The organism is Dryocola sharpae (assembly GCF_051307055.1).
Lineage (GTDB): Bacteria > Pseudomonadota > Gammaproteobacteria > Enterobacterales > Enterobacteriaceae > Dryocola.
Window position 1 is genome coordinate 803,685 of record NZ_CP149994.1, and the last position, 20,377, is coordinate 824,061.

18 protein-coding genes, 2 tRNA genes, 1 rRNA gene and 3 pseudogenes are annotated in these 20,377 nt (G+C 53.8%); 17 read left to right on the forward strand and 7 right to left on the reverse strand.

Features of this window, described 5'->3' with window-relative positions:
• Nucleotides 1-27 precede the first annotated feature (27 nt).
• The 3 genes and pseudogenes from rrf to dkgB form a co-directional block, all read left to right on the forward strand.
• Nucleotides 28-143, forward strand: a 5S ribosomal RNA gene (gene rrf / locus WLO31_RS03800).
• 53 nt (nucleotides 144-196) lie between these two features.
• Nucleotides 197-273, forward strand: a tRNA-Asp gene (locus WLO31_RS03805).
• 351 nt (nucleotides 274-624) lie between these two features.
• Nucleotides 625-777 (forward strand): annotated as a pseudogene (gene dkgB, locus WLO31_RS03810) (2,5-didehydrogluconate reductase DkgB); the annotation flags it as partial.
• Between the two features lie 5 nt (nucleotides 778-782).
• Here dkgB and yafC read toward each other — a convergent pair.
• Nucleotides 783-1,696: pseudogene (yafC, locus tag WLO31_RS03815) on the reverse strand (DNA-binding transcriptional regulator YafC).
• A gap of 97 nt (nucleotides 1,697-1,793) precedes the next feature.
• On the opposite strand from yafC, the pseudogene WLO31_RS03820 reads away from it, so the two are divergent.
• The 3 genes and pseudogenes from WLO31_RS03820 to WLO31_RS03830 form a co-directional block, all read left to right on the forward strand.
• Nucleotides 1,794-1,931: pseudogene (locus tag WLO31_RS03820) on the forward strand (MFS transporter); the annotation flags it as partial.
• Between the two features lie 147 nt (nucleotides 1,932-2,078).
• Nucleotides 2,079-2,882: an endonuclease/exonuclease/phosphatase family protein gene (locus WLO31_RS03825; RefSeq protein ID WP_435929172.1), complete on the forward strand. Its 804-nt coding sequence runs from the start codon at nucleotides 2,079-2,081 to the stop codon at nucleotides 2,880-2,882.
• A 71-nt stretch (nucleotides 2,883-2,953) separates the two neighbouring features.
• Complete coding sequence (locus WLO31_RS03830) at nucleotides 2,954-3,721, forward strand: class I SAM-dependent methyltransferase (RefSeq protein WP_435929173.1); 768 nt, start codon at nucleotides 2,954-2,956, stop codon at nucleotides 3,719-3,721.
• A gap of 50 nt (nucleotides 3,722-3,771) precedes the next feature.
• Here the strand turns inward: WLO31_RS03830 and mltD are convergent, their stop codons facing one another.
• Nucleotides 3,772-5,142 (reverse strand): murein transglycosylase D, encoded by a 1,371-nt coding sequence (gene mltD / locus WLO31_RS03835; protein ID WP_435929174.1) that lies wholly within the window; start codon nucleotides 5,140-5,142, stop codon nucleotides 3,772-3,774.
• Between the two features lie 70 nt (nucleotides 5,143-5,212).
• Nucleotides 5,213-5,968, reverse strand: coding sequence for a hydroxyacylglutathione hydrolase (gene gloB, locus WLO31_RS03840; protein ID WP_435929175.1), 756 nt, complete (start codon nucleotides 5,966-5,968; stop codon nucleotides 5,213-5,215).
• Between the two features lie 36 nt (nucleotides 5,969-6,004).
• Between gloB and WLO31_RS03845 the strand changes: the two genes are divergently transcribed.
• Nucleotides 6,005-6,763 (forward strand): class I SAM-dependent methyltransferase, encoded by a 759-nt coding sequence (locus WLO31_RS03845; protein WP_435929176.1) that lies wholly within the window; start codon nucleotides 6,005-6,007, stop codon nucleotides 6,761-6,763.
• Here the strand turns inward: WLO31_RS03845 and rnhA are convergent.
• Complete coding sequence (rnhA, locus tag WLO31_RS03850) at nucleotides 6,720-7,193, reverse strand: ribonuclease HI (protein ID WP_435929177.1); 474 nt, start codon at nucleotides 7,191-7,193, stop codon at nucleotides 6,720-6,722. The two genes, WLO31_RS03845 and rnhA, sit on opposite strands and share 44 nt — an antisense overlap.
• 67 nt (nucleotides 7,194-7,260) lie before the next feature.
• Here rnhA and dnaQ point away from each other — a divergent pair, with 67 nt between their 5' ends.
• Together dnaQ and WLO31_RS03860 are read left to right on the forward strand one after the other, a co-directional pair.
• Nucleotides 7,261-7,998 (forward strand): DNA polymerase III subunit epsilon, encoded by a 738-nt coding sequence (gene dnaQ / locus WLO31_RS03855; protein ID WP_435930506.1) that lies wholly within the window; start codon nucleotides 7,261-7,263, stop codon nucleotides 7,996-7,998.
• A 125-nt stretch (nucleotides 7,999-8,123) separates the two neighbouring features.
• Nucleotides 8,124-8,200: transfer RNA gene (locus WLO31_RS03860), tRNA-Asp, on the forward strand.
• Nucleotides 8,201-8,316: 116 nt separating this feature from the next.
• Here the strand turns inward: WLO31_RS03860 and WLO31_RS03865 are convergent.
• On the reverse strand, nucleotides 8,317-9,084 hold the full coding sequence (locus tag WLO31_RS03865; RefSeq protein ID WP_435929178.1) for an amidohydrolase: 768 nt from the start codon (nucleotides 9,082-9,084) through the stop codon (nucleotides 8,317-8,319).
• Nucleotides 9,085-9,194: 110 nt separating this feature from the next.
• The gene (gene fadE / locus WLO31_RS03870) at nucleotides 9,195-11,639 is read right to left on the reverse strand and encodes an acyl-CoA dehydrogenase FadE (RefSeq protein WP_435929179.1); all 2,445 of its coding nucleotides are present in this window, start codon (nucleotides 11,637-11,639) and stop codon (nucleotides 9,195-9,197) included.
• A 215-nt stretch (nucleotides 11,640-11,854) separates the two neighbouring features.
• Here fadE and lpcA point away from each other — a divergent pair, with 215 nt between their 5' ends.
• Nucleotides 11,855-12,436 (forward strand): D-sedoheptulose 7-phosphate isomerase, encoded by a 582-nt coding sequence (lpcA, locus tag WLO31_RS03875; protein WP_435929180.1) that lies wholly within the window; start codon nucleotides 11,855-11,857, stop codon nucleotides 12,434-12,436.
• 137 nt (nucleotides 12,437-12,573) lie between these two features.
• Entirely contained in the window at nucleotides 12,574-13,341 is a 768-nt protein-coding gene (locus WLO31_RS03880) for a class II glutamine amidotransferase (RefSeq protein WP_435929181.1), read from the forward strand.
• Here WLO31_RS03880 and dpaA read toward each other — a convergent pair.
• On the reverse strand, nucleotides 13,312-14,049 hold the full coding sequence (gene dpaA / locus WLO31_RS03885; RefSeq protein WP_435929182.1) for a peptidoglycan meso-diaminopimelic acid protein amidase: 738 nt from the start codon (nucleotides 14,047-14,049) through the stop codon (nucleotides 13,312-13,314). The two genes, WLO31_RS03880 and dpaA, sit on opposite strands and share 30 nt — an antisense overlap.
• 476 nt (nucleotides 14,050-14,525) lie before the next feature.
• On the opposite strand from dpaA, the gene WLO31_RS03890 reads away from it, so the two are divergent.
• The 6 genes from WLO31_RS03890 to nqrF are packed head-to-tail and all read left to right on the forward strand — an operon-like array spanning nucleotide 14,526 to nucleotide 20,368.
• Nucleotides 14,526-15,869 carry a Na(+)-translocating NADH-quinone reductase subunit A gene (locus WLO31_RS03890; protein WP_435929183.1) on the forward strand — a complete coding sequence of 448 codons (1,344 nt, stop codon included), beginning with the start codon at nucleotides 14,526-14,528 and terminating at the stop codon, nucleotides 15,867-15,869.
• Between the two features lie 3 nt (nucleotides 15,870-15,872).
• On the forward strand, nucleotides 15,873-17,111 hold the full coding sequence (locus tag WLO31_RS03895) for an NADH:ubiquinone reductase (Na(+)-transporting) subunit B (RefSeq protein ID WP_435929184.1): 1,239 nt from the start codon (nucleotides 15,873-15,875) through the stop codon (nucleotides 17,109-17,111).
• On the forward strand, nucleotides 17,104-17,898 hold the full coding sequence (locus tag WLO31_RS03900; protein WP_435929185.1) for a Na(+)-translocating NADH-quinone reductase subunit C: 795 nt from the start codon (nucleotides 17,104-17,106) through the stop codon (nucleotides 17,896-17,898). The genes WLO31_RS03895 and WLO31_RS03900 overlap by 8 nt, the downstream gene beginning before the upstream one ends.
• The gene (locus WLO31_RS03905; RefSeq protein WP_435929186.1) at nucleotides 17,891-18,529 is read left to right on the forward strand and encodes an NADH:ubiquinone reductase (Na(+)-transporting) subunit D; all 639 of its coding nucleotides are present in this window, start codon (nucleotides 17,891-17,893) and stop codon (nucleotides 18,527-18,529) included. Before WLO31_RS03900 ends, WLO31_RS03905 begins: the two co-directional genes overlap by 8 nt.
• 6 nt (nucleotides 18,530-18,535) lie before the next feature.
• A complete protein-coding gene (gene nqrE, locus WLO31_RS03910) occupies nucleotides 18,536-19,132 on the forward strand; it encodes an NADH:ubiquinone reductase (Na(+)-transporting) subunit E (RefSeq protein WP_167611740.1) in 597 nt (198 codons plus the stop codon).
• Nucleotides 19,133-19,144: 12 nt separating this feature from the next.
• Entirely contained in the window at nucleotides 19,145-20,368 is a 1,224-nt protein-coding gene (gene nqrF / locus WLO31_RS03915) for an NADH:ubiquinone reductase (Na(+)-transporting) subunit F (protein ID WP_435929187.1), read from the forward strand.
• Nucleotides 20,369-20,377 lie beyond the last annotated feature (9 nt).

Here is a 20,377-nt window from a genome sequence, read left to right on the forward strand (position 1 = left end):
AGGTGACGGTCGGCGGTACAGAATATGCCTGGCGGCAACAGCGCGGTGGTCCCACCTGACCCCATGCCGAACTCAGAAGTGAAACGCCGTAGCGCCGATGGTAGTGTGGGGTCTCCCCATGCGAGAGTAGGGAACTGCCAGGCTCCAGATTCAGAAGTAAGCCGGAGTGAGATCCGGTGGCTGTAAGAAATTCGGTGGAGCGGTAGTTCAGTCGGTTAGAATACCTGCCTGTCACGCAGGGGGTCGCGGGTTCGAGTCCCGTCCGTTCCGCCACTTATTAAGCCCTGAGTCTAAGACTCAGGGCTTTTTTCTTTGTCTGAACTTCAGGCAAACGCCGCAATTATTGCCTTTATGGCAAACGTCTTCTGCATTTATCTCTCTTTTTCATTATCGTCATTTCTCAGTTAATCCTCGTATTACAAATAGATATCCTCAATAAGGTAAGTAATGACGACCCCTGCATTTGATTTGGTTACTTTTGCTTAAAAAACGACGTGGTCATCGCATTGACAAAAGCGGCACTGGCGCTGCGATATCGAACAATCGATACCGCGCAAATTTACGATAATGAAGCCGCTGCAGGAGAGGCGATGATTGAGCTTTCACCCTATTTGCAAACAGCTGGGTTATGCCGTCATTCCATCTTCGACGAAAAGAGAAAGCCTGCAAAGCAATCTGCAGACTTAAACGTTAAAATTCAATGACGAAGATATGCCCGCCATTGCTGCTCTGGATCGCAATGACCGGCTGATTAGCCCGGAAGGTCTGGCGCCTTAGCGGGATTAATTATCTGCTACAGCCCCTGCGGGGGCTGTTGTACATGCTCACTCAGAAAATCAATAAATGCCCTGATACGCGTGCTGACGGCCCGGTCACTGTAATAGACCGCGCTGAAAGGCATCTCTACCGGCAAAAGCTTATCCGCCAGCAATTCAACGAATTTCCCTTCAGCCACTTCCTGATTAATCATATAGTCAGAAAGGCAGGCGATCCCATTTCCCCTCAGACAAAGCTGCTTTAGCGTTTCACCGCTGTTAGAGGTAATTCCCGGCTTAATATCATAAAGTTGCCCGTCACGCTGTGCGACCGGCCAGCGGTTCAGGCTGGCAGTTTCCGAGAATCCCAGACAAATATGATCTTTTAGATCCTCAGCGCATGCAGGCTTACCGTATCGTGAAAGATACTCAGGCGAGGCGATGATTTTACGATAGCTTGCAAACAGAGGCCTTGCGCGCAGGCTGGAATCTGTAAGAGTACCTGCACGGATCGCCACGTCCACTTTCCGCTCAATCAGGTTGATGAAAGTTTCAGAGGAGACGAGAGACAGCGTCATTTCAGGATAACGTTCACGAAAAGGTTTAATCAGCGGCATCAGCAGGTGCAGCATAACCGGCGTTGCTGCATCGATACGCAGGAGCCCGCGGGGCGTCTGAAGCGTTTCCATGAGTTCATTTTCTGCAGCTGCCATTTCCTGAAGGATCTGCTGCACGCGGCGGAAATAGCGTTCGCCTTCTTCTGTGAGGCTCAACTGGCGAGTAGTGCGGTTCAGCAGGCTTACGCCCAGTTTCATCTCAAGTTTCTTTACCGCGCGGCTCACGGCTGAGTTTGCCTGCCCCAGCTGCTCTGCCGCCCGGCTAAAGCTTCCGCTTTCGACGACGGCGACGAAGATCGCCAGTTCTTCAGAGGTAGCCTTCATTGTTGCTCCTGAAGCAAAATTATATTGATATTTTGTATTTTTTTGTTATTTAACCATCACGCCATACTGCGTGTCATTAAAAGACATCCGCTATCGAGTAAATTATGCCTCTGGCCTGAACATCGCTGCGTTTAATATCGGTATCGCGTCAGGTTCCGTTATTGTCGCGGGAGCGCCGCTGTTGATTGGCCTGAACGCTCGTCTCGATAAGCAAACCGAAGCGGCCGCTGGCTGATGAAAAGGGTAAGGAGGTGAGGTTTTGTTACGCTCTGATTCATCAACAGCTTGTAATGATCATTGAAACTCTGCAATAAAGCCCCTATAAATGAAAGACCGCCCTCTGACAGAGGGCCCCTGTGGTTACCGAGGTCTTTAGTCAAACGTGCGCAAAAATACTTATGCCATGCGATATGTCGCCGGTCAGCCTGCAGAACGCATTCTGCCGCCTGGCTCCTTTGCGACTATAGGTCAGGCATTACCACCCGGTGAGCCGCTGCCGGGCGAAGGCGCGTTACGTGTGCTGGTATGGAATATCTTTAAGCAGCAGAGAGCCGACTGGCTTTCGGTGCTGCAAAATTTTGGCAAAGACGCCCACCTTGTTCTGCTGCAGGAAGCCCAGACCACGCCTGAACTGGTAGCATTCGCCACCAGTAACTATCTGGCTGCCGATCAGGTTCCTGCTTTCGTTTTGCCACAGCATCCTTCTGGCGTGATGACCCTTTCTGCCGCGCATCCCGTTTACTGTTGTCCCCTGCGGGAGCGGGAACCTATTCTGCGTCTGTCTAAATCAGCATTAGTAACGGTCTATCCGCTGCCGGATGGTCGCTTATTAATGGTCGTAAACATTCACGCGGTGAATTTCAGCCTGGGTGTGGATGTGTACAGCAAACAGCTCGGCCCGATTGGCGATCAAATTGGTCACCATAATGGCCCAGTGATTATGGCCGGTGACTTTAATGCATGGAGTCGCCCGCGGATGAACGCGCTTTACCGGTTTGCTCGCGAAATGGCGCTGCGCGAAGTCCGTTTTACCGACGATCACCGTCGCAAAGCTTTCGGGCGCCCGCTGGATTTTGTTTTCTATCGTGGTTTGAACGTCACGGAAGCCTCTGTGCTGGTTACCCGTGCTTCCGATCACAACCCTCTACTAGTCGAATTCCGTCCCGGCAAGCCTGAGCTGAAGTAAGGTTAGTCAGGTCTGCCGTTGGGCAGACCTGTGAGCTGCCCTTTCTATCACTCAAACGCAAGGACAATACGATGGCAACACAATCTCACCATGACAACGTTGAAAGGCAGTTCGGTTCCCAGGCCAGCGCCTATCTGAGCAGCGCCGTACACGCCTCCGGGCGCGATTTAGAGCGTCTTAGTGCTCGTCTGGCTACATGCCCTCATGCAAAGCTGCTTGATATGGGATGCGGGGCAGGGCACGCCAGTTTTATTGCCGCAGGCCAGGTGAAAGAGGTGGTTGCTTACGATCTTTCTGAGCAGATGCTGGCGGTGGTTAACGATGCGGCGCAGACACGCGGCATCGCTAACCTGACGACCCGGCAAGGTTATGCCGAAGCCTTACCCTTTGATGATAAATCTTTTGATATTGTCATCAGCCGCTATTCAGCCCATCACTGGCATGACGTCGGTAAAGCGCTGCGCGAAGTTAAACGCGTACTGAAGCCGGGCGGCGTGGTCATCTTTATGGACGTGATGTCTCCGGGCCACCCTGTGCTGGATATCTGGCTGCAAACGGTTGAGGCGCTGCGCGATACCTCGCATGTACGCAATTACTCCAGCGGTGAATGGCTGAGTTTGTTTAATGAGGCGGGGCTTATCTCACAAAACCTGCTGTGCGATCGGCTGAAGCTGGAGTTTTCAAGCTGGATTGCAAGAATGAGAACGCCCGCAGTGCTGGCGGATGCGATTCGCGCATACCAACAAAGCGCGTCAGATGAAGTACAGCGTTATTTTGAACTGCAGGAGGATGGCTCATTTAGCAGCGACATCGTTATGCTGGAGGCGGTCAGGCCTTAGTTGAGCAATAGAAAAGGCACCCGCAAAGGTGCCTTTTATTCGCTTAGCGATTACGTATCAGGCGTAGAGTTGTTGCTGACAAAAAGCGTCAACCGATCGCCGGGTTTCAGGTTGTCCGTATCTTCGTTCCAGCGCAGAACATCTTTGATGTTTACGCCGTGATGTTTCGCGATACTCGACAGGGAATCACCCTTGCGCACCTTATAGGTAATGCTATCGTTTTGGGCTAAACGCTCGCCGTCATTGTTGATGCTCAGCGTTTGACCAACCTTGATGTGCGCGCCGCGTATACCGTTCCAGCTTTGCAAATCTTTCGTACTCACGCCCATGCGTGAAGCGATGCCCGAAAGGGTATCACCCGTACGAACTTTATAAGCTTTGCTGCCGCCCGCATTGCTGAGATTCTTCGCCATCAGCGTCGGCTGTACAGCCGCGATTTCACCCGATGCCAGTGAAGCTTTTAGCCGATCGGCATGCTTCTTTGGCACCATCACATAGCGCTGATTTTTGCCAACGGTAGAGGTTTTAACCCCGGCGTTAAACGTTTTCAGCGCAGTGAGCGGTATGCCTGCCATTTCAGCGACCTGCGTCAGCTGTACCGGGTTATGCACTTCAACCCGCGCCAGAGCGCGACTTTCGTCAGTACTCGGCAAACGAACGCCATACTTTTGGCTGTTCTTGAGAATATCGCTCAGGGCCAGCATCTTCGGCACGTAAATCTTAGTTTCTCGTGGCAGAGAAAGCGACCAGAAGTCCGTTCCTTTGCCGCGGGCTTTGTTCGCTTTAATAGCGTTCATCACGCGGCCTTCGCCGCTGTTGTACGCTGCTACGGTGAGTAACCAGTCGCCGTCAAACATTTTGTTTAAGCGCTGCATCATATTCAGTGCTGCAGTGGTGGAGGCCACTACATCACGGCGTGCGTCATACGCTTTGGTCTGCTTAAGACCATAATTGCGCCCCGTACTTGGAATAATCTGCCAAATGCCTGCGGCATTTGCGCCAGACGTCGCGTGGGGGTCAAAAGCGCTCTCCACTATGGGTAGCAGTACCAGTTCCATCGGCATGTTACGTTTCTTAACCTGCCCGGCGATCCAGTACATATACGGCTCTGCCCGTAATGTTACATCGTGGAGATAGCTCTTATTACGTAGGTACTTCTGTTTCTGTTCGCGGATCCGGGTATTCTCCGGTATCCCCATCTTTAGCTCGTCGCCGATGAAGTTCCACAGGTTCTGATCTTGCGCGAGGAACGTCCCATCGTCCATCCATCGCGCCGAGGCCGCTCGACCAGTGTACTTTCCTGCTTCACCTTGACCAGCCGCAGACAGACTCTGCGCATGCTGTTGGATGTTACCGTCATGCTTTGACGCCTGGCATCCCACAAGCAAGACAGTGGCGAATAATATCGCTTTTGCCTTCATGTGTGTGTCAATGGTTGCTTAAAAGACGAGCAAGGATACATTTGACCGCCGGACAACACAACCAGAAAATTTAAAAGCTATCTTTCTTTGCCCGTAACCAGGCGAATACCTGTTGTGGTTGTTGCAAGTTTGTTTCTTTGGATATTAAAGCTTTTAAATCATCTTCTTGCGTTCTTAAAAAAACATTAATTTTCCGCTCGGCTTGTAAAGAAGTGGGCAAGGTTGAGTGGTTTTTTGCACGTAACTCCTTAACTTTTCGATAATATCCGATTAAGTCTTTATCCTGCGGTAAAATGCTTAAGGAAAATTTTAGGTTGGAAAGCGTATACTCATGCGCGCAACAAATTAGCGTATCCTTGGGCAATGCATTAATCTTTTGAAAAGACTCATACATTTGTTCTGGTGTGCCTTCAAAAAGCCTTCCGCAGCCGCCGGAAAACATCGTGTCTCCGCAAAAAAGGTAAGGGAAATTAAAATAAGAGAGATGTCCTGAAGTGTGACCGGGTGTGGCAATTACACTAAATTCATACTTCAAAATATTGACCTTATCTCCTTCGCTTACTACCCGGTTCGTTCCCTTATCTTGCGTCTCTTGCGGACCGTATACCACAAGCGCCGGAAAGTTTTTCACCAGTTCTTTCACGCCGCCAACGTGGTCGTGGTGATGATGGGTAAGCAAAATAGCTTCTGGCTGCCACTGATTCTCAGCGATGGCTTTGAGCACCGGCGCCGCTTCGCCAGGATCGACGATGATGCATTTGCCCTCATCGTCAGTGAGAACCCAGATGTAGTTATCCTGCAAGGCGGGAATACTGTTAAGATTCATAATTCAACCTCTCGGCAAAGCGATTAGAAGGTAGTGATGAAACCGGCAAGGATACCTGACAATTTCATTTCACCGCATCACTGGGGACAATTGCCCTGGGGGGAGTACTATCGCGAGGCGCTTGAAAAGCAGCTGCGCCCGTGGCTTGGCAAAATGTTCGGTTTCCACCTGTTGAAAATAGGCAATCTGAGCGCGGAAATCGACACCAGCGCCTGCGCTATTTCACATCAGGTGAACGTTGCGTTGCAAGGCCCGCTATTGCAGGTCAATGCCGATCCGCTTCATTTACCTTTTGCCGCAAAATCTGTCGATGCCTGCCTGCTGGCCCATACGCTGCCCTGGTGTCAGGATCCGCATGGCCTGCTGCGTGAGGCCGATCGCGTGTTAATCGACGATGGCTGGCTGATTATCAGCAGTTTTAATCCGCTAAGTTTACTGGGCCTGGGGAAGACTATTCCTTTCCTGCGCAAGCGTATTCCCTACAGCAGCCGTATGTTCACGCCGATGCGCCAGTTCGACTGGCTGGCTTTGCTCAATTTTGAAGTGGTATATCAGCGAGGTTTTCAGGTTCTGCCGTGGCATAAACAAGGCGGGAAAATGCTAAGCACCCACCTTCCGGCTTTAGGGTGCATGCATGTGATCGTGGCGCGTAAGCGTACCTTGCCGCTGACGTTAAACCCGCAGAAAAACCGCAAAACTAAATCGCCGATTCGCTCGGCGGTGGGGGCCACTCGCCAGTACCGTGAAGGGGTTAAGCCTTCGCGTCCGGCAGATAGCCGACATCCTCAAGAGTAGGACTCGAGGCTGCCTCGCGAGCCAGTTCGTCGCAGCGTTCGTTCTCAGGATGGCCGGCGTGGCCTTTTACCCATTCCCAGCTGATATTATGCTCGCTAAGGGCCGCGTCCAGGCGCTGCCACAAATCGACATTCTTTACCGGCTTTTTATCAGCCGTTTTCCAGCCGCGCTTTTTCCAGTTATGGATCCACTGCGTGATCCCCTGGCGCACATACTGGCTGTCGGTGCTAAGCACAATGTCGCAGGGCTCGATTAAAGCCTCAAGCGCGACGATAGCCGCCATCATCTCCATGCGGTTGTTGGTGGTTAAGCGGTAGCCAACGCTGAAAATCTTTTCATGCTGTTTGTAGCGTAAAATGGCACCATAACCACCCGGACCGGGATTACCGAGGCAAGACCCATCGGTGAAAATTTCTACCTGTTTGCGCATCTCTGGTAGACTTCCTGTGAGTAAAAACGCCAAGTCTGACATAAACGAGCGCTATGAGCACAGCTATATGATTTCTACAACCACCAGACAGATTGTCCTCGATACAGAAACCACCGGTATGAACCAGATCGGTGCTCATTATGAAGGTCATCGCATTATTGAGATCGGCGCGGTTGAGGTGATTAACCGACGCCTGACCGGCAATAACTTCCACGTTTACTTAAAGCCAGACCGGCTGGTGGATCCGGAAGCGTTCGGCGTGCACGGCATTGCCGATGAGTTCCTCGCGGATAAGCCGACGTTCGACCAGGTGGCTGATTCGTTTATGGACTATATTCGCGGCGCGGAGCTGGTTATCCATAACGCCTCGTTCGATATCGGCTTTATGGATTACGAGTTTAGCAAGCTTAAACGCGATATCCCGAAGACCGACACCTTTTGTAAAGTTACCGACAGCCTGGCGCTGGCCCGTAAGATGTTTCCGGGCAAACGTAATAGCCTCGATGCGCTTTGCTCGCGCTATGAAATAGATAACAGCAAACGTACGCTGCACGGGGCGCTGCTCGATGCCCAGATTCTGGCCGATGTCTATCTGATGATGACCGGCGGCCAGACCTCGCTGAAGTTTTCCATGGAAGGTGATATTCAGCAGAAGCAGGGCGGGGACGGTATTCAGCGCGTTGTGCGAGGCGCCACGGGGTTACGCGTGATTCAGGCAAGCGATGAAGAAATCGCCGCGCACGAATCGCGTCTGGATTTGGTTGTGAAAAAGGGCGGTAACTGCCTGTGGCGGGCTGAAAGCTGAGTTAATGGCTTAAAAAACAGCATTCAGATGTTTTTTGCGGCAAACGGTTCACTTTATAAGAAAAAGCGTTGACGCGATGCGGGGCAATCCGTAATATCCGCTTCGTTCCCGACGGGGAACAATGCGGAGCGGTAGTTCAGTCGGTTAGAATACCTGCCTGTCACGCAGGGGGTCGCGGGTTCGAGTCCCGTCCGTTCCGCCACTATTCAAAAAGCCTGGATCAGCAATGATTCAGGCTTTTGTCGTTTCTGCGGCTATTAAATCTACAGCCTCTCACGGCGTCAGTCAGCGCTCCTCCCGGCAAGAGAGGAGCAGGCTTTACAAACTAAACGGATCCGCATCCTGCCATGCCGGAAATTTCTCCCGGTATTCCTGCAGGGCAATCAATGATAAATCTGCATCCAGACGCGTGGCCTGGTGTGCTTCGGCGCTTGCCAGAATCTCGCCCTGCGGGCTGACAATTTTACTGTCGCCGCGATAGTGGTGTCCGTTGCCGTCTGTGCCCACACGGTTGCAGCCTGCGACGTAAGCCTGGTTTTCAATCGCCCGGGCAACCAGCAGGCTTTGCCAGTGAAGCGAGCGCGGAGCGGGCCAGTTGGCGACATACAGCGCCAGATCGTAATCGTTACGGTTGCGTGACCACACCGGGAAACGCAGGTCGTAACAGACCAGCGGCAAAATACGCCAGCCGCGCCATTCAACGACGATCCTTTCCTCACCTGCCTGATAGTAGTGATGTTCATCCGCCATGCGGAACAGGTGCCGCTTGTCGTAGAAATGCACCTTGCCGTCTGGCTGCACCAGCAGAAAACGGTTCACCGAGCCACGTCCCGTTTGCAGCGCGGCGCTTCCGGCGATCATCGCCTGCGTTTGCTGCGCTTTAAACTGCATCCAGCCGATGACTTCCTCTTCCGTCAGCGACTGCTTTGCTGCTTCCATCGCAAAACCGGTGGTGAACATCTCAGGCAGAATAATCAGATCGCGACCGTGTATGCCGTCAAGCAGCACATCAAAATGACGCAGATTGGCCGCGCCATCCATCCAGACCAGCGGCTGTTGCAGCAGGGAAATTTTTAAGCCAGACACAATCATCGACCCCATGAATAACGACATTTCCTTCACTGTAGCATGAGTTCACCGGCTTTTGTTGGGCAATAAAAAACCCCGCGAAGCGGGGTTTTTAGCGTTAAGGCAGCTTATGCGGCTTCAATTTTGCGGTGTTTTTCCGGCAGCTTTACCGGCTGAGTTGCCAGCGCCTCCGGTTCAAACTCATCAACGTTGATACTACGCAGGCGGCTGGTTTCGGCTTTGGTGAGAATCGCTGCTTCTTCCGCATTGATTTTCCCTTCCGCCAGCCACTGTTTCGCCTGTTCATCCAGGCGTGTGAACGGCAGGTTGTGACCAATCGCTTTGCAGACGCGCAGATGAATTGGCTCGGCGGCCATCACATCCAGCAGCGCCTGCTCCAGCAGACCCGCCGGGTTAAACTCGCTCGGCGCAAGGTACTGACCGCGGCCAATACGCGAACGCGTTGCCGACGGCACCTGCATGATTTTCGCCAGCTGATGATCCAGCTTGTCAGAAGGCGCGTCGTAGCGGCGGCCAAGCGGGAAAATTGCCAGGCGCAACGCGCCTGCTACAAAGCCATTCGGGAAGTTACGCAGCAGATCGTCAATCGCCTGCTCCGCCTGGTAGAGCGCATCCTGCACGCCCCAGTGCACCAGCGGCAGATCCGCCTCGTTACGCCCTTCATCTTCGTAGCGTTTGAGCACCGCGGAGGCGAGATAAAGCTGGCTGAGCACATCGCCAAGACGAGCAGAGATACGCTCGCGACGTTTCAGGCTGCCGCCCAGCACCGCCATGGAAACATCGGACAGCAGCGCCAGGTTTGCGCTCAGTCGATTCAGGTGCTGATAGTAACGTCTGGTCGCATCGCGGGTTGGCGTGGCGCTGGTTAAGCCGTTGGTCAGGCCCAGCCACAGGCTGCGCATTTTGTTGCTGCCGACGTGCCCGATATGTTTGAACAGCAGCTTATCGAAAGCGTTCAGATCGTTATTTTGCGATGCCGCCATCTCTTCCAGAACATAAGGGTGACAGCGAATCGCCCCCTGGCCGAAGATGATCATGCTGCGGGTCAGGATGTTCGCCCCTTCAACCGTGATAGCGATAGGCGCACCCTGATAGGCGCGAGCCACAAAGTTAGACTCGCCAAGCATAATGCCTTTACCGCCGACGATGTCCATGGCGTCCAGGATGGCGTGCTGGCCGCGGTGGGTACAGTGATATTTCACAATCGCTGACAGCACCGCCGGCTTTTCGCCGAGCACTATGCCGTAAGTAATCAGTGAAGCAGCGGCATCCATCACATAAGCATTACCCGCAATGCGTGCCAGCGGCTCTTCAATCCCTTCCATCTTACCAATAGAGATACGGAACTGGCGGCGAATATGGGCATACGCGCCGGTTGCCATCGCAATAGATTTCAGGCTGCCCGTTGAGTTAGAGGGCAGGGTAATACCGCGTCCAACGGAGAGGCACTCCACCAGCATGCGCCAGCCCTGTCCGGCCATTTTCGGGCCGCCGATAATGTAATCGATCGGCACGAAAATATCTTTCCCGCGCGTCGGGCCGTTCTGGAACGGCACGTTCAGCGGGAAGTGGCGCTTACCGATTTCGACGCCCGGCGTGTGGGTTGGGATTAATGCACAGGTAATACCGAGATCTTCTTCATCGCCCAGCAGACGATCCGGATCGGAGAGTTTGAACGCAAGGCCGAGGACGGTGGCGACAGGCGCAAGCGTAATATAGCGCTTGTTCCAGGTCAGACGCATGCCCAGAACCTGCTGGCCCTGCCACTCGCCCATGCAGACCACGCCGACATCGGGAATTGCGCCCGCATCGGAGCCTGCTTCCGGGCTGGTCAGCGCGAAGCAAGGAATTTCCTGCCCACGGGCCAGACGCGGCAAATAGTGATCTTTTTGCTCGTCGGTGCCGTAATGCTGGAGCAGCTCGCCCGGACCTAACGAGTTAGGTACGCCGACGGTGATCGCCAGAATGCCGGAAACGCCGGAGAGTTTTTGCAGCACGCGGGCCTGAGCGTAAGCCGAGAATTCCAGCCCGCCGTACTCTTTCTTAATGATCATCGCAAAGAAGCGATGCTCTTTCAGATAAGCCCACAGCTCCGGCGGCAGATCGGCCAGCTCATGGGTTATCTGGTAATCATTCGCCATGCGGCAGGCTTCTTCAACCGGGCCGTCAATAAAAGCCTGTTCTTCAGCGCTCAGCTTAGGCTGCGGATAATTATGCAGTTTTTCCCAGTCAGGCTTTCCGCGGAACAGATCGCCTTCCCACCAGGTAGTGCCTGCGTCAATCGCCTCTTTTTCAGTACGCGACATCGGCGGCATGACTTTACGAAAGCTTTTGAATACCGGTGCGGAAATCAGCGATTTACGCATCGGCGGGAAGACAAACGGCACCAGAATAATGGCGAGCGGGACAAGAATCCACACGGACCAGATACCGGCAAAACCTAAAGCAGCCGTCCACGCCAGGAGGATCGCGCTGCTGAGCAGCAGATTCACCTGATGATAAAACAGCACGCCGAGCAGAATAACGGTTGCAACAACACTCAAAATCAACATAAAGAAAGCTCCCTTGCTTGTAGGAGGTCTGACCACTTGTGATGTATTGGTTGTAGTGTATGCGTACTTTTTTAGCAATGTGTTTACAAAATAATTACAACCTTGCTCACATTGTTGCCGCACGGATCCCTAAAAGCATCCGGTGATGGCGCTTCTCGCGCTATCCGGTAAACTGCTGGAGTTTACTTAACCAATAAATACTGAAGGACATCCTCATGTACCAAGATCTTATTCGTAATGAATTAAATGAAGCCGCCGAAACGCTGTCTAACTTCCTGAAAGATGACGCAAATATCCACGCGATTCAGCGCGCGGCCGTGCTGCTGGCGGACAGCTTTAAAGCGGGCGGCAAGGTGCTTTCCTGCGGCAACGGCGGCTCCCACTGCGACGCAATGCACTTTGCGGAAGAGCTGACGGGCCGCTATCGCGAAAACCGTCCGGGCTATCCGGCCATTGCGATTTCAGACGTCAGCCACATCTCCTGCGTTAGCAACGACTTCGGCTACGACTACATCTTCTCGCGCTATATCGAAGCGGTAGGGCGTGAGGGCGACGTACTGCTGGGGATCTCCACCTCCGGTAATTCCGGCAACGTGATCAAAGCTATCGAGGCTGCCCGGGCTAAGGGCATGAAAGTTATTACCCTGACGGGCAAAGACGGTGGCAAAATGGCGGGTACGGCGGATGTCGAAATTCGCGTGCCGCACTTCGGCTATGCCGATCGCATTCAGGAAATCCACATCAAAGTGATTCATATCCTGATTCAGCTGATCGAAAAAGAGATGGTTAAGGCTTAGCGTTAATTACCTCTTTTCGCCGCAGGGCGGATAAGCCTGCGCCACCAGCCGCTGAATATAAACAAGCGGCGGTTGGCGCGTCGTCTATCCGCCCGATAAAGCGAAAAGAGGCCAGGCGAAAGTAGTGGGAGAGAATTATGTGCGAACTGCTAGGGATGAGCGCCAACGTACCAACGGACATCTGCTTTAGTTTTACCGGTCTGGTGCAGCGTGGCGGCGGAACAGGGCCCCATAAAGATGGCTGGGGCATCACCTTCTATGAAGGCAAGGGCTGTCGCACCTTCAAAGATCCCCAGCCGAGCTTTAACTCTCCAATTGCCAGACTGGTGCAGGATTATCCGATTAAATCCTGCTCGGTCGTTGCGCATATTCGCCAGGCTAACCGCGGCAAAGTCGCGCTGGAAAACACCCATCCCTTTACCCGCGAGCTATGGGGCCGTAACTGGACCTATGCCCACAACGGACAGCTAAAAGGCCATCGCCAGCTTGATAGCGGGCCGTTTCGTCCGGTTGGCGAAACCGACAGCGAACAGGCGTTTTGCTGGCTGCTGCACAAGCTGACGCAGCGCTATCCGCGTACGCCCGGCAATATGCAGGCGGTTTTCCGCTACATTACCGAGCTTGCGGCCCAGCTGCGCGAAAAAGGCGTCTTTAATATGCTGCTGTCGGATGGGCGCTACGTGATGGCGTTTTGTTCCACCAATCTTTACTGGATAACCCGTCGGGCTCCGTTTGGCGTGGCAAAACTGTTAGACAGGGATGTGGAAATCGACTTTCAGAAAGAGACCACACCGAACGATGTGGTCACTGTCATTGCTACTCAGCCGCTGACCGGCAACGAAACCTGGCACAGAATTGCGCCAGGAGAGTCGGTGCTATTTTGCCTGGGAGAGCGTGTAGTTTGAGGCCAGCTGAGGTTGTACCGTCGGTACAACCGGCTTGCTAATCACATAGTTACCGCTGATAACAGACACGCCCGGCGGCTGATGATTCGCCATAAAGTAGTCATAACCCGGCTTTAGCTGTTTCCAGAAATTAATGTAATAAGAGTACTTGTGGCGCTGCATATTCGCGTCCGTCATGCGGAACGGATAAATGCTCACCTGCACCTTCGGCTGGCCAAACACCAGCGCGCCGGTTACAAACTGGAAAATCTCATCGATGCTGCTGTCGGTCATGGCATAACAGCCAACGGAGACGCAGGCGCCGTGAATCATCAAATACTGACCCTGATAGCCATGAGAACGATCGAACTCGTTCGGGAAGCCAATATTGATAGCTTTATAGAAGCGGCTGTCAGGCTTTAGCTGCCTGCGCTCAACGCTGTAGAATCCTTCAGGACTTTTAAAATCGCCCTGGCGCTGTTTCGGGCCAAGGCCGCCGGAATAGTTACAGATGCGGTAGCTGTCAAGCAACTGATACTGTTCGCCCATTTTGACGTACAGCTCAAGGGTGCGCTCTTCTTTAAAAATCTGAATATAAACGGGAGAGCCCATTAACTGCTGTTTAAATTCTTTGCTGACAGGCGCGGCCGAAACGTTGCTATTGAGCAAGCTGGCAAACGACATGAACGGCATCGTGAGCATCGCAATAATGAGTGCGATTTTAGACATACTGCTTGATTCCTTGATAAACCTGTAACCAAATGCCAGGACGGCAAAGAGACCTGAAATCAGACTAATCTGTATTCGGTGCGCTCACATTAGCATCATCAATAAATTTCGCAAGCGCAGACTGGAGCCTTTCCAGAAAATGGATATTAACTACTTCACTTATAAAGTGAAAGAGTTGCCGTTTTGCGTAATGGCTCGCATTGCGAAGGTTAACTTCGAGGATTTATCCCCTTACTGTGGCCAATAATGCTAAAATCCGCGCCGAATGATGACCCGCGGATAAGAAAGGACGCTTTCCCTAAGTCGGTTTTACCTGGCTCTCCAGGCGACTTACCTCCCAGGTGTGACGAACGGATGCACAACCTCTCTTTCTTACCTGCCAGGCACATCGTTGCGGTTGGACATTGTCTCAGCCCGTTCGTTGTCGGCTACGTTTTTGTCGGTTTTTATTAGCCTATTTTATGCGTGATAACCTTATGATAAAAATCAGAAAAGGTCTTGATTTGCCTATTGCCGGCCTGCCCGAGCAGCAAATCTATGATGGCCCAGCAATACCCCAGGTAGCGCTGCTTGGAGAGGAATACGTGGGCATGCGTCCTTCTATGTTGGTAAAAGAGGGCGATAACGTACTGAAAGGGCAGCCCCTTTTTGAAGATAAAAGAAACCCGGGAGTGGTATTTACCGCGCCGGCCAGCGGCACCGTTAGCGCCATCAATCGCGGTGAGCGCCGGGTGCTGCAATCCGTCGTTATCGACGTTCAGGGAGACGAGGCGGTTGTTTTTGAACGTCATGCTCCGGAATCCTTAGCCGCTCTGCCGCGTGAAGTTGTCCAGGCGCAGCTCCTGTCGTCAGGTCTCTGGACCGCGTTGCGTACGCGTCCGTTCAGTAAAGCGCCGCAGCCGGGCACTATCCCTGCCGCTATTTTTGTCACCGCGATGGACACCAATCCCCTGGCGGCAGACCCGCAGCCGATAATCCTCGCGCATCGCCAGATGTTCGATGCAGGCTTAACGCTGCTGTCACGCCTTACGGACGGCAAAATCCATGTTTGCCAGGCCAACGGCGGGAAGCTGGGCGGCCACCCGGTTGGGCAAATTACTTTTAATGAGTTCGCCGGGCCGCATCCTGCGGGGTTGGCAGGTACTCACATTCATTTCATTGAGCCGGTTAACCTGCAAAAACAGGTATGGCATCTCAACTATCAGGATGTCATTGCTATCGGTAAATTATTTATCGAAGGCGAACTGTGGAGCGAGCGGGTGATTTCGCTGGCCGGTCCACAGGTTAAAAATCCCCGTTTGATTCGCACCCGTCTGGGCGCCTCTGTCGATGTGCTGACGCAGGGGGAATTACTGGAGGGTGAAAACCGTATCGTTTCCGGCTCTGTGCTAAGTGGCGTGCAGGCTTCGGGCCCGCGAGCCTGGCTTGGGCGTTTCCATTTACAGGTCACCGCGCTGAAAGAAGGGCGTGAGAAAGAGCTGTTTGGCTGGGTCATGCCGGGCGCCGATAAATTCTCCATTACGCGCACTACGCTCGGCCACTTCTTAAAACGCAAACTGTTTAACTTCTCAACCGACACCAACGGCGGCGAGCGATCGATGGTGCCAATCGGCAACTATGAGCGCGTGATGCCGCTGGATATTCTGCCTACCATGCTGCTGCGAGATTTGCTGGCGGGCGATACCGACAGCGCGCAGGCGCTGGGCTGTCTGGAACTGGACGAAGAAGATCTGGCGCTTTGTACCTATGTTTGCCCGGGGAAATATGAGTATGGCCCGGTGCTACGCGAGGTGTTAACCCGCATCGAGCAGGAAGGATAACCCATGGGCCTGAAGCACTTATTTGAAAAAATAGAGCCGCACTTTACTAAGGGCGGCAAATTAGAAAAGTATTACCCGCTGTATGAAGCCACCGTCACGGTGTTCTACACGCCGGGCCAGGTTACGCCGGGCGCGTCTCACGTGCGCGACGCCATTGACCTGAAACGCATGATGATCCTGGTATGGCTCGCCGTCTTCCCGGCCATGTTCTGGGGGATGTACAACGTCGGACTGCAAACCATTCCCGCGCTGCACAAGCTCTATGGGCCTGAACAGCTACCGCAGGTTATTGCGGCCAACTGGCACTATGCCGTTGCGCAATGGCTGGGCGTAAGCTTTACGCCGGAGGCGGGCTGGCTAAGCATGATGACGCTGGGAGCGGTGTTCTTCCTGCCCATCTACATCACCGTATTTTTGGTGGGTGGATTCTGGGAGGTGCTGTTTTCCATCATCCGCAAACATGAAATCAACGAAGGCTTCTTTGTTACCTCCATCCTGTTTGCGCTGGTGGTACCGCCGACGATGCCGCTCTGGCAGGCCGCCTTGGGGATAAGCTTTGGCGTCGTCATCGCCAAAGAGATCTTTGGCGGAACGGGACGCAACTTCCTTAACCCGGCGCTTGCCGGACGTGCGTTTCTCTTCTTTGCGTATCCTGCACAAATCTCTGGCGACCTGGTCTGGACGGCGGCAGACGGCTTCTCCGGCGCAACGCCGCTCTCACAGTGGTCGCATGGCGGCGGTGAGGCCGTGGTTAACGTTGTCTCCGGCCAGCCGGTTACCTGGATGGACGCGTTCCTCGGTAATATTCCTGGTTCAATCGGTGAGGTTTCCACGCTGATGATCCTGATTGGCGGCGCCATCATCCTCTTTGGGCGCGTGGCTTCCTGGCGCATCGTCGCCGGCGTGATGATCGGCACGATCGCCACCGCAACCCTGTTTAACTTTATCGGTTCAGAGACCAACCCGCTGTTCGCCATGCCGTGGTACTGGCATCTGGTGCTGGGCGGCTTTGCGTTCGGCATGATGTTTATGGCCACCGATCCGGTTTCCGCCTCCTTCACTAATAAAGGCAAGTGGTGGTACGGCGCGCTTATCGGCGTGATGTGCGTGCTGATTCGGGTGGCTAACCCGGCCTATCCGGAAGGGATGATGCTGGCGATTCTGTTCGCCAACCTCTTTGCGCCGCTGTTCGATTATGTGGTGGTGCAGGCCAATATCAAGCGGAGGAAATCGCGTGGCTGACGTAAAAAGTAACGATGGCATCGGCAGAACGCTGCTGGTGGTGCTGGTGCTTTGCCTGGTGTGCTCCATCGTCGTGGCGGGTTCCGCCGTGGGCCTGAAGTCGCGCCAGCAGGAGCAAAAAGCGCTCGATAAACAGCGCAACATTCTGGACGTTGCAGGCCTTGCAGCGCCTGAGATGAGCGGTGAAGAGGTAAAATCAATCTTCGAATCGCGCATCACCCCGCGCCTGTTGAATTTAAAAACGGGTGAAATGCTCAATAAAGATCCGGCCGAATTTGACCATGCCGCCGCGCTGCGCGATCCGGCGCAAAGCGTCGCTCTTTCGCCCGGCGAAGACCGGGCCGGCATTAAACGCCGCACCAACATCGTAGAAATCTATCTGGTACGCGATGAGCAAAACAAAGTGCAGGAAATCGTTTTGCCGGTTTACGGCAACGGCCTGTGGTCGATGATGTATGCCTTTGTTGCGCTGCAAACCGACGGGCGCACCGTAAAAGGCATCACCTATTATGACCAGGGCGAAACCCCGGGGCTGGGCGGTGAGATCGAAAACCCGAACTGGCGGGCGCAATGGATTGGTAAGAAATTACTTGATGAGAACGGTCAGCCCGCGCTGCGTGTCGTCAAAGGCGGCGCGCGTTCGGGCGATCCGTATGGCGTGGATGGCCTGTCGGGCGCGACGCTGACCTCAAACGGTGTACAACATACTTTCGATTTCTGGATGGGCGAGCTGGGATTTGGCCCGTTCCTGAAACAGGTTAGTGAAGGAGCGCTTAACAATGGCTGATATGTCAGGCATGAAAGAAGTTAAGCGGGTACTGGTTAGCCCGCTGATAGATAACAACCCCATCGCGCTGCAAATCCTTGGGGTGTGTTCTGCGCTGGCGGTGACCACCAAGCTGGAAACGGCATTCGTGATGACGATTGCCGTGACCCTGGTCACGGCGTTTTCCAGCATGTTTATCTCGATGATCCGCAACTACATCCCCAACAGCGTGCGCATCATTGTGCAGATGGCGATCATCGCCTCGCTGGTGATCGTCGTCGATCAGATCCTGCGCGCTTATGCCTATGAGATCTCAAAGCAGCTCTCTGTGTTTGTCGGATTGATCATCACTAACTGTATCGTGATGGGACGCGCCGAAGCTTACGCCATGAAAGCGCCGCCGCTGGCGAGCTTTATGGATGGTATCGGCAACGGTCTGGGCTATGGCGTTATCCTGCTGCTGGTCGGTTTCACCCGTGAGCTTATCGGCAGCGGTAAACTGTTTGGCGTTACCGTGCTGGAAACGGTGCAAAACGGCGGCTGGTATCAGCCAAACGGCCTGTTCCTGCTGGCGCCAAGCGCGTTCTTTATTATCGGATTGTTGATCTGGGCGCTGCGCACGTGGAAGCCGGCTCAACAGGAAAAGGATTAACAGACGATGGAACATATGATTAGTCTGTTTGTGCGAGCGGTATTTGTTGAAAACATGGCGCTCGCCTTCTTCCTCGGCATGTGTACTTTCCTTGCCGTGTCGAAGAAAGTCTCGACGGCGTTTGGCCTGGGCGTGGCCGTTACGGTCGTTCTGGGCATTTCAGTGCCGGCCAATAACCTGGTCTATAACCTGGTGCTGCGCGACGGCGCGCTGGTGGAAGGGGTGGATCTTAGCTTCCTGAACTTCATTACCTTCATCGGCGTTATCGCAGCCCTGGTGCAAATCCTGGAAATGATCCTCGATCGTTTCTTCCCGGCGCTCTACAACGCGCTGGGCATCTTCCTGCCGCTGATCACCGTGAACTGCGCCATTTTTGGCGGCGTCTCCTTTATGGTGCAGCGCGATTACGGCTTCGGTGAATCCATCGTTTATGGTTTCGGCTCCGGCATTGGCTGGATGCTGGCGATTGTCGCTATGGCCGGTATTCGCGAGAAGATGAAATATGCCAACGTGCCCGCAGGACTGCGCGGCTTAGGGATAACCTTTATCACCACCGGGTTGATGGCGCTGGGCTTCATGTCCTTCTCCGGCGTGCAGCTATAAGGGCGGAAAGTTATGGAAATTATTCTTGGCGTGGTGATGTTCACGCTGATCGTTCTGGCGCTGGCGCTGATGATCCTGTTTGCTAAATCAAAACTGGTGAATTCCGGGGATGTGCTGATTGAAGTCAACAGCGACGTGGACAAACAGTTCCACGCCTCTGCTGGCGATAAGCTGCTTAACACGCTTTCAAACCAGGGGATCTTTATCTCCTCGGCCTGCGGCGGCGGCGGTTCATGCGGGCAATGCCGCGTAAAAATTAAAGAGGGCGGCGGGGATATTCTGCCGACCGAGCTTTCGCACATTAGCAAACGCGAGGCCAAAGAGGGCTGCCGTCTCGCCTGCCAGGTCGCGGTTAAGCAGGATATGAAAATCGAGCTGCCGGAAGAGATCTTCGGCGTTAAAAAATGGCAGTGCGAAGTCATCTCTAACGATAATAAAGCGACGTTCATCAAAGAGCTGAAGCTGCGCATTCCGGATGGCGACGTGGTGCCGTTCCGCGCAGGGGGATACATTCAGATCGAATCGCCGCCGCATCAGATTAACTACGCAGATTTTGATGTGCCGCAGGAGTATCGCGGCGACTGGAATAAATTCAATTTATTCCGTTTCCAGTCGGCGGTGAAAGAGCCGTGCGTGCGCGCTTACTCGATGGCGAACTACCCGGCAGAAGAGGGCATCATCATGCTCAACGTCCGTATCGCAACGCCGCCGCCTGGCGTGCCGGATGCGCCGCCGGGGATCATGTCCTCCTATATCTGGTCGCTGAAAGCGGGCGATAAAGTGACGATTTCCGGGCCGTTTGGCGAGTTCTTTGCCAAAGATACCGACGCTGAAATGATCTTTATCGGCGGCGGCGCGGGCATGGCGCCGATGCGCTCCCATATCTTCGATCAGCTCAAGCGTCTGCACAGCAAACGCAAAATCAGCTTCTGGTACGGCGCGCGCTCGCTGCGTGAAATGTTCTATGAAGATGAGTTTGAGCAACTGGCGCGTGAAAACCCGAACTTCACCTTCAATGTGGCGCTCTCCGATCCGCAGCCGGAAGATAACTGGACGGGCTATACGGGCTTTATCCATAACGTACTGCTGGAAAACTATCTGCGTAACCATCCTGCGCCAGAAGATTGCGAGTTCTATATGTGCGGGCCGCCGATGATGAACGCCGCGGTGATCGGAATGCTCAAAGACCTCGGCGTGGAGGATGAAAACATCATGCTCGACGACTTTGGCGGCTGACGGGAGGGC

What these genes read in the sequence shown, in the direction of transcription:
- WLO31_RS03830 (WP_435929173.1), top strand. Translation starts at nt 2,954, where the DNA reads ATGGCAACACAATCTCACCATGACAACGTTGAAAGGCAGTTCGGTTCC.
- mltD (WP_435929174.1), bottom strand. Translation starts at nt 5,142, where the DNA reads ATGAAGGCAAAAGCGATATTATTCGCCACTGTCTTGCTTGTGGGATGC.
- gloB (WP_435929175.1), bottom strand. Translation starts at nt 5,968, where the DNA reads ATGAATCTTAACAGTATTCCCGCCTTGCAGGATAACTACATCTGGGTT.
- WLO31_RS03845 (WP_435929176.1), top strand. Translation starts at nt 6,005, where the DNA reads ATGAAACCGGCAAGGATACCTGACAATTTCATTTCACCGCATCACTGG.
- rnhA (WP_435929177.1), bottom strand. Translation starts at nt 7,193, where the DNA reads ATGCGCAAACAGGTAGAAATTTTCACCGATGGGTCTTGCCTCGGTAAT.
- dnaQ (WP_435930506.1), top strand. Translation starts at nt 7,261, where the DNA reads ATGATTTCTACAACCACCAGACAGATTGTCCTCGATACAGAAACCACC.
- fadE (WP_435929179.1), bottom strand. Translation starts at nt 11,639, where the DNA reads ATGTTGATTTTGAGTGTTGTTGCAACCGTTATTCTGCTCGGCGTGCTG.
- lpcA (WP_435929180.1), top strand. Translation starts at nt 11,855, where the DNA reads ATGTACCAAGATCTTATTCGTAATGAATTAAATGAAGCCGCCGAAACG.
- WLO31_RS03880 (WP_435929181.1), top strand. Translation starts at nt 12,574, where the DNA reads ATGTGCGAACTGCTAGGGATGAGCGCCAACGTACCAACGGACATCTGC.
- dpaA (WP_435929182.1), bottom strand. Translation starts at nt 14,049, where the DNA reads ATGTCTAAAATCGCACTCATTATTGCGATGCTCACGATGCCGTTCATG.
- WLO31_RS03890 (WP_435929183.1), top strand. Translation starts at nt 14,526, where the DNA reads ATGATAAAAATCAGAAAAGGTCTTGATTTGCCTATTGCCGGCCTGCCC.
- WLO31_RS03895 (WP_435929184.1), top strand. Translation starts at nt 15,873, where the DNA reads ATGGGCCTGAAGCACTTATTTGAAAAAATAGAGCCGCACTTTACTAAG.
- WLO31_RS03905 (WP_435929186.1), top strand. Translation starts at nt 17,891, where the DNA reads ATGGCTGATATGTCAGGCATGAAAGAAGTTAAGCGGGTACTGGTTAGC.
- nqrE (WP_167611740.1), top strand. Translation starts at nt 18,536, where the DNA reads ATGGAACATATGATTAGTCTGTTTGTGCGAGCGGTATTTGTTGAAAAC.
- nqrF (WP_435929187.1), top strand. Translation starts at nt 19,145, where the DNA reads ATGGAAATTATTCTTGGCGTGGTGATGTTCACGCTGATCGTTCTGGCG.